This window comes from Endozoicomonas sp. (assembly GCF_051008435.1).
Taxonomy (GTDB): Bacteria; Pseudomonadota; Gammaproteobacteria; order Pseudomonadales; family Endozoicomonadaceae; genus Endozoicomonas_A.
Window position 1 is genome coordinate 1 of sequence record NZ_JBPCXO010000311.1, and the last position, 6,620, is coordinate 6,620.

Here is a 6,620-nt window from a genome sequence, read left to right on the forward strand (position 1 = left end):
GGAAGGCTGGAAGGCTGGAATGCTGGAAGGCTGGAAGGCTGGAAGGCTGGAAGGCTGGAAGGCTGGAAGGCTGGAAGGCTGGAAGGCTGGAAGGCTGGAAGGCTGGAAGGCTGGAAGGCTGGAAGGCTGGAAGGCTGGAACGTATTGTGATTGAGGCGTGGGTGTTGTCAAGAATAATCGTATGCATTCCCACGCCGGAGCGAGGGAACGAGTCAAAAATATGTGCCTATCCTTTATTTTGTTTATTTTTGATCATCGGCTAAAAAGCAGGCAAGAATAGCCTCATAAAAGCTTGCCACGTTCAAAACCCAGACTATAATCTTTACAAATGAATAAAATGTAAAGAAAGGAGATCTCCTGTGCCAAAAGTCAGCTCAAAAAGACAGATTACCCTACCTGCCGAACTCTGTAGGGAAGCAGGCATTCAGCCCGGTGACGAGTACGCATCTTACATTGATAACCAAGGCCATATCACGATTGTCAAAAAGGAACCCGCTTCTGCTAAAGGCTTGCTAAAGCACATCAAGCCTAATCAACCTATGACGGATGAAGAATCTCGGCAAAGTGGCATGCCACGATGATTGCTGTCGATACCAATGTTATTCTCCGATACCTTTTAGATGATGACAAACAGCAAAGTCACAAAGCGGCCAAGCTATTCACCCGCCATGAACGTATCCTTATTTTAGATGTGGTTCTGGTAGAACTGGTATGGACATTGAAAGGGAAGAAATATCAGCTTAATAAAGAAGATATTATTCTGGTGATCACTAAGCTCTTTGAAGAACCTAATGTAATATTCGAAGATGATAAAACCGTCTGGCGAGCCTTGAAAGATTATGCCAAAGCGCCATCAGTAAAGGTGGGCAACAAAAAGAAATCAGCAGACTTTCCAGATGCCTTAATTATCAACAAAGCTCAGTATTATACAACGCCAGAAAACTCTGTAGTAACCGTATATACATTTGATCAGACAGCTCAATGTATTTCGGGAGCAAACGAACCCTGAACACTCAGACTTCTATCTTTTTAATCTCTGAAAATAAACACAGTACACTAACACCTCCTTATTTGAATGAAAGGCTGGAAGGCTGGAAGGCTGGAAGGCTGGAAGGCTGGAAGGCTGGAAGGCTGGAAGGCTGGAAGGCTGGAAGGCTGGAAAGCTGGAAAGCTGGAAAGCTGGAAAGCTGGAAAGCTGGAAAGCTGGAAAGCTGGAAGGCTGGAAGGCTGGAAGGCTGGAAAGCTGGAAAGCTGGAAAGCTGGAAAGCTGGAAGGCTGGAAGGCTGGAAAGCTGGAAGGCTGGAAGGCTGGAAGGCTGGAAGGCTGGAAGGCTGGAAGGCTGGAAGGCTGGAAGGCTGGAAGGCTGGAAGGCTGATTTTAAAAGCACTTCCTGAAAATGGGCAGTGCTTTATTTGTTTATTTTAAGAACATTTTTCTGCTCATGGCGCTTGATTAGATCAAGGCTGTTTATGGAACCAAAAACATGATCTTTGACCTGTTTAGCAAGAAAAAAGCCGATGAAGATCAGCCTTCACTGCCTGCCCCGCTCAACCTGAGACTGGGCAGTGCCGTAGAGCTGGATCTTCTGCCCTTTCAGATGATCCAGCAGCAATTGAATCTGACTCTGCCTGCTGGCGTTCAAACTATTGAGGCTGTAGGTATCATTGATCTGGGCGGTGGCTCATCGCTATATCGGTTCTATACAGCAGACGACGGTTTTTTTCAGATCTCAACTACCGGTGGATTTGAAACCCAGCACATCAATGACATCAAGCTGTTTGTTTTTGAGCAGACTGAAAACCTGGCTTCTCAGAGCGGTGTCAACCTATGGGTCGGCGACAGTGGCAAGATTGGCCAACCCGGCTTCACTCTGAACACCACTCAATATGAGCGGGCATGGGACAGCGAAGTTACAGGTAAAATAGAACCCGTCAGATTCACAGAGACGGTTCACTCACGTGATAAAAGCACCGCCACCTATGACGTAGATCATCTGGCCATGCTCTATCAAAGACGTCTTTCAGGCAGCGAGCATTACGAATACCTGATCAGCTCTCTGGAATTTACCAGTGACGATGAGGCAACGGCTGTAATGAGTGTGGGCATTGATCTGGAGATTTCCTCCATGAGCATTATGTAAACGACAGAGATTGCAGTATTCTACTGGCAGACACTCTTGAGCTTTTGATATCGTTTTTCATCAATTCCGGGGCAGGCTCCTGGAAGATGAAAAACGATTCATAATAAACAGCCATGAGGAAAACAGTATTGAGTATCACCCAAGACTATAAAAAATGGTGATGCGAAATAGTTTACACAGTAACACCCCCTTTAACTCTCAAACCACGGACACAATAATGCTAGCTATTACTGACTATCTGGCAGGCTTACCTCTCTTTCTAGGTTACTTCGGTATCGCACTGGTACTGACTGCGATCTATGTGTTCATTTACACCATGATCACGCCTCATAAGGAAATGACCCTGATCAAGGAGAACAAACCTGCGGCCTCTATTGCCTTTGCCGGTAGCCTGATCGGTTTCGTCCTGCCTCTGTCCAGCGTTATCGAGAACTCCGTTGATATTATCGACATGGCTCTCTGGGGCGCAGTTGCTCTGATTGTACAGCTCGCCACATTCTTTGTTCTGCGACTGTTCATGCCGAAAATTTCAGAAAGAATCACCAACAATGAAATGGCCGCCGGCATCTGGCTGGGTGCAATATCCGTCGCTGCCGGTCTGCTGAACGCAGCCAGCCTGACTTACTAAATGGAGTTGAGAGAATGAAACGCTCAAAGAAACTCCAACTGGCTTTTTTAGGGGCCACGCCTCTGGTACTGGCCGGATGCGGGCAATCCTCCAAGGAAGCCCTGGTTTACAAAGATGCCCAGAGTTGTACCCGCGATGGTGTAGTCTCAGAAGAAGTCTGCAGCTATGAATACAATCGTGCCCTGCAAACTCATCTGTCGACAGCTCCCCGCTACCAGTCCTCCTCTGACTGTTACTCCGACTTCGGTCAAACTTGTCAGAGAACCTCATCGGGAGAATATATCCCGACGATGCAGGGTTTTATGCTGTCTTCCAACCAGCAGTCCTCAAACCGGAGTTCGTTCACCATCATCCCACTCTACCTGGGCAGCGGTGGTTACTATCGTACCGGCAGTTACGATCGCATCGGCAGCAGCTACAAACAGGGCAAAGTGGTCGTCAACAAGAGTGCCACGGTCAAACCGACGTTGAAGAGCACGACCATGAAACGTGGTGGATTCGGCAGCCGTTCAGCTGCAAGAGGTAGCTGGGGAGGCTAACCAATGCAACGTATTCTGTCTGCACCCAGAAAGAACTGGAAACAGCAAGCCCAATCCCTGGGTTTTAAATTTCATACGATTGAGGGTGAAAAGTATTGGGATGAATCCGCCTATTACCGTTTCAGCCTTAAGCAGATAGAGAACGATCTGGAAGCCCCTACAGAAGAGATTCACCAGATGTGTCTGCAACTGGTGGACAAAGCGGTTCGATCTGATGAGATCATGAACCTTCTGCGTATTCCCGAGCAGTACTGGGATTACGTGCAGCAATCCTGGGCTAACAGCGAACCCCATCTCTATGGACGCATGGATTTTGCTTATAACGGACAAGGCCCGGCAAAATTCTTTGAATACAATGCTGACACCCCTACTTCACTGTACGAATCGGCTTTTTTTCAGTGGCTCTGGCTGGAAGAAATGGTATCCACCGGGCAACTGCCTGCCGAAACAGACCAGTTCAATATCATTCAGGAAATGTTGATTGAAACCCTGGTGCTCCTGAAGCAGAAACATGTTGGCAATGAGCCTTTATACTTTGCCAGCTGTAAAGATACGGAAGAAGACTACGGTACGGTTGAATATTTTCGTGACTGTGCGACTCAGGCAGGCCTGAGCACAAAATTTATTTACGTGGAAGATATTGGCCTGAGCCCGAAAGGCGCTTTTACCGATCTTGAGGATATGACCATCCCGGCTCTTTTCAAGCTCTACCCCTGGGAGTTTATGTTCGAAGAAGCCTTTGGTCCCAGCATCGAAGGCTCTGAGACCCTGTTTGTCGAACCCGCCTGGAAATCCATTCTATCCAACAAGGCTATTTTGCCCTTGCTCTGGAAAGAATACCCCGGTCATCCAAACCTGTTACCCAGTTATTTTGAAGAAGGTAAAATTGGGGATGATCTAGGCCAGCACTTCGTTAAAAAGCCGGTATTTTCCAGAGAAGGTTCCAACATCAGTGTGATTGAAAATGGTCAGCAAACAGACTTTGTCGATGGCCCTTATGATGACAGTGGTTATATCCTTCAACACTTCCATCCTGTACCCAGCTTTTCGGGGAACTTCACACTGGTGGGCAGCTGGGTTGTAGGAGACCGGTCTGCAGGCATTGGCATTCGTGAAGATTCATCGGTCATTACCAAAGACAGCTCCCGGTTTCTTCCCCATGTCATTCTGGACTAACCCTGACGAAGCCCAATGAATCATGTACTTCCTCTATATAACTAAACAAAAGAGCTAACTGACCGCCGGCTCGGATATATACCCTTATAATATCTTCATCCAGTCCAACTGTGCTGACAAAGTATCCCCTTGCCCAGAAATGTTCACCTGTGAAGTTTCGCTGTCGTCCTTTTAAATGCCTCGCTATGGCAATTGCACACTTTCCCTTGAGATAACCAACTGCATGAGAGACAGCATACTTTGGCGGAATGCTAATGCAGATGTGTACGTGATCTCGCATTAGATGTCCTTCCACAATTTCACAGTCTTTCCGCCTGGCAAGCTCATGAAAAATGGTTCCCAGAAACTTTCTTAGGCTTCCATATATGACTTTCTGACGTTTCTTGGGAATGAAAACAATATGATGCTTACAATCCCATCGAGTATGAGTCAGACTTTTGTAGTCTGGCATAAGTTAAACCTCTTGGTTCTTGGTGGAACCATCGAGGTTAGCTACCGAAGCCTCGGTATAACCTATGCGAGTCTCCCCGGCATAGCTGGGGGTTTACCGAATGATTAATTATATTTAAACAGTCATATAAAAAAACAATCTTTCTTCTATTCAGCTAATTCCATATTAGAAGATACCCTTCATGCTTTTTAATCGATAAGTGGACTAAAATAATACCCATTCAATTTCGTTAAATAGAAGCTTTATTGTTATGAGCCCTAGCTTTTCACTTATACGTCAATGCATGCTTACTCTGATTTTATCACTTTCGTTCGCATGTGATTTAGCAATTTCCAAACCTCCATACTTTACATATAGATCTCTAGAACCCCCTGAAACTTGTGTAAACCCGGTAAAGTACAATTCCTTTGAAGAGTTTGATAGCTATGTTATAGAAACACTTTCCTGCGGTATCAATTGCAGATCTTACAAACCTCCAACAAGTCAGAATGTTTATGAATTGCTAGCTGCAATTTCTCATCTGTGGGAAAAGCCTTTACCAGCAGAATCATGGACCCTTTCAAACGGACAAGGCTATGAATCTTATACCGGTTTAAGAATTACACAACTTGCCAAGCTTTTTTCACGAATCGAAACAAGCTACAGATTTGCTACTCATATCAACTCGTGCCAGAAGAATTTGGTGCTCAAGGCCATAGAAACATCCATAGATAAACCAGGATTCGTACAACTTTCCAACGCATACAGGGCTATTGCACTAGGAAGATTAGTATCGAAGATATTCTTTCTATCCAGAATCTTGCTGCAAGAACCTACAATCTATGATAACCCGGATAAATATGAATCCCTGTTCAATTTATTAGATCACTGGCTAATTAAATATAACCAGAAAACAAACTATGGTTATCCCGATTATGAGGTGGTTCGTCAAATGACAGCCATGTCTGTTCCATTGCTAGATCACGCTAGTCATAAGCCAAATATCAACAGAATCAGAAAAAGTCGCTTAGATCAGAAGTTTTCTTATATTAGTACTCACATGCATTGCGGGACATGTAGTTCTCAATACGCGTGGATTCTAATAGATTTCTATAAAATGGCAGGTAGATATACTCTCTTATTTGAGGATATAAAAACAGGAATAAGAGATTCTATGGAACTAATGGTAAGCGGCTTACATCAGAGAGTTACCAATAGATGGGTAAGCAATAGCTGTGATTTCAGGTCTACAGGTTTGCTTAATTGCCGTTTCAGATCAGAATACCTCAACAAGGTGTATCCACAAGACAAACAGGCTGAAATCTGTAACAGTCTCGGAGATTCACCCTGTGCGATCACATATTGTGAAATTCAAGCTCATATGAAAAGCTTGCCAGATAACTGTCACTGCGAAAAATTCCCTGAAGAGTCCCAATGCCCTCCCTACATAGCGCAGAAAGAGGTCAGACAATGAATTACGATCATTTCTGACACTCTCAATTATACTCAGACAATAACATTTCTGCGGTGACTAAAAAGTTAAAATCTATATACCTTATTTCTATAGCGTTTAAACTCTCCGCTAGGAGCCTGACCGAGAATAGGTTATTCAGATATCCAAAATCACAAAATGAGCAAAAAACATCCATATCTCCGACGTGATTTGCTCATTTTTACAGATTGGCAGCCTTTTACCGCCTTTATGCT

9 protein-coding genes are annotated in these 6,620 nt (G+C 44.8%); 8 read left to right on the plus strand and 1 reads right to left on the minus strand.

From position 1 onward, the window contains the following. Positions 1-359: 359 nt before the first annotated feature. The 7 genes from ACR2PX_RS15695 to ACR2PX_RS15725 all read left to right on the plus strand — a co-directional run bounded on the left by ACR2PX_RS15695 (position 360) and on the right by ACR2PX_RS15725 (position 4,483). Positions 360-581 carry an AbrB/MazE/SpoVT family DNA-binding domain-containing protein gene (locus ACR2PX_RS15695; protein WP_434000296.1) on the plus strand — a complete coding sequence of 74 codons (222 nt, stop codon included), beginning with the start codon at positions 360-362 and terminating at the stop codon, positions 579-581. Beyond that, a complete protein-coding gene (locus ACR2PX_RS15700) occupies positions 578-1,009 on the plus strand; it encodes a PIN domain-containing protein (RefSeq protein WP_434000297.1) in 432 nt (143 codons plus the stop codon). The genes ACR2PX_RS15695 and ACR2PX_RS15700 overlap by 4 nt, the downstream gene beginning before the upstream one ends. A gap of 66 nt (positions 1,010-1,075) precedes the next feature. After that, complete coding sequence (locus tag ACR2PX_RS15705) at positions 1,076-1,375, plus strand: hypothetical protein (protein WP_434000298.1); 300 nt, start codon at positions 1,076-1,078, stop codon at positions 1,373-1,375. Between the two features lie 108 nt (positions 1,376-1,483). After that, positions 1,484-2,140: a DUF2491 family protein gene (locus tag ACR2PX_RS15710; RefSeq protein WP_434000299.1), complete on the plus strand. Its 657-nt coding sequence runs from the start codon at positions 1,484-1,486 to the stop codon at positions 2,138-2,140. A 217-nt stretch (positions 2,141-2,357) separates the two neighbouring features. Next, entirely contained in the window at positions 2,358-2,768 is a 411-nt protein-coding gene (locus ACR2PX_RS15715) for a DUF350 domain-containing protein (RefSeq protein WP_434000300.1), read from the plus strand. Between the two features lie 14 nt (positions 2,769-2,782). After that, positions 2,783-3,307, plus strand: a complete 525-nt coding sequence (locus ACR2PX_RS15720) for a DUF1190 domain-containing protein (protein WP_434000301.1) — start codon at positions 2,783-2,785, stop codon at positions 3,305-3,307. Between the two features lie 3 nt (positions 3,308-3,310). After that, a complete protein-coding gene (locus tag ACR2PX_RS15725) occupies positions 3,311-4,483 on the plus strand; it encodes a glutathionylspermidine synthase family protein (protein ID WP_434000302.1) in 1,173 nt (390 codons plus the stop codon). Here ACR2PX_RS15725 and tnpA read toward each other — a convergent pair. Beyond that, a complete protein-coding gene (gene tnpA / locus ACR2PX_RS15730; protein ID WP_434000303.1) occupies positions 4,470-4,934 on the minus strand; it encodes an IS200/IS605 family transposase in 465 nt (154 codons plus the stop codon). The two genes, ACR2PX_RS15725 and tnpA, sit on opposite strands and share 14 nt — an antisense overlap. 250 nt (positions 4,935-5,184) lie before the next feature. Between tnpA and ACR2PX_RS15735 the strand changes: the two genes are divergently transcribed. Beyond that, on the plus strand, positions 5,185-6,387 hold the full coding sequence (locus ACR2PX_RS15735) for a hypothetical protein (protein WP_434000304.1): 1,203 nt from the start codon (positions 5,185-5,187) through the stop codon (positions 6,385-6,387). Positions 6,388-6,620 lie beyond the last annotated feature (233 nt).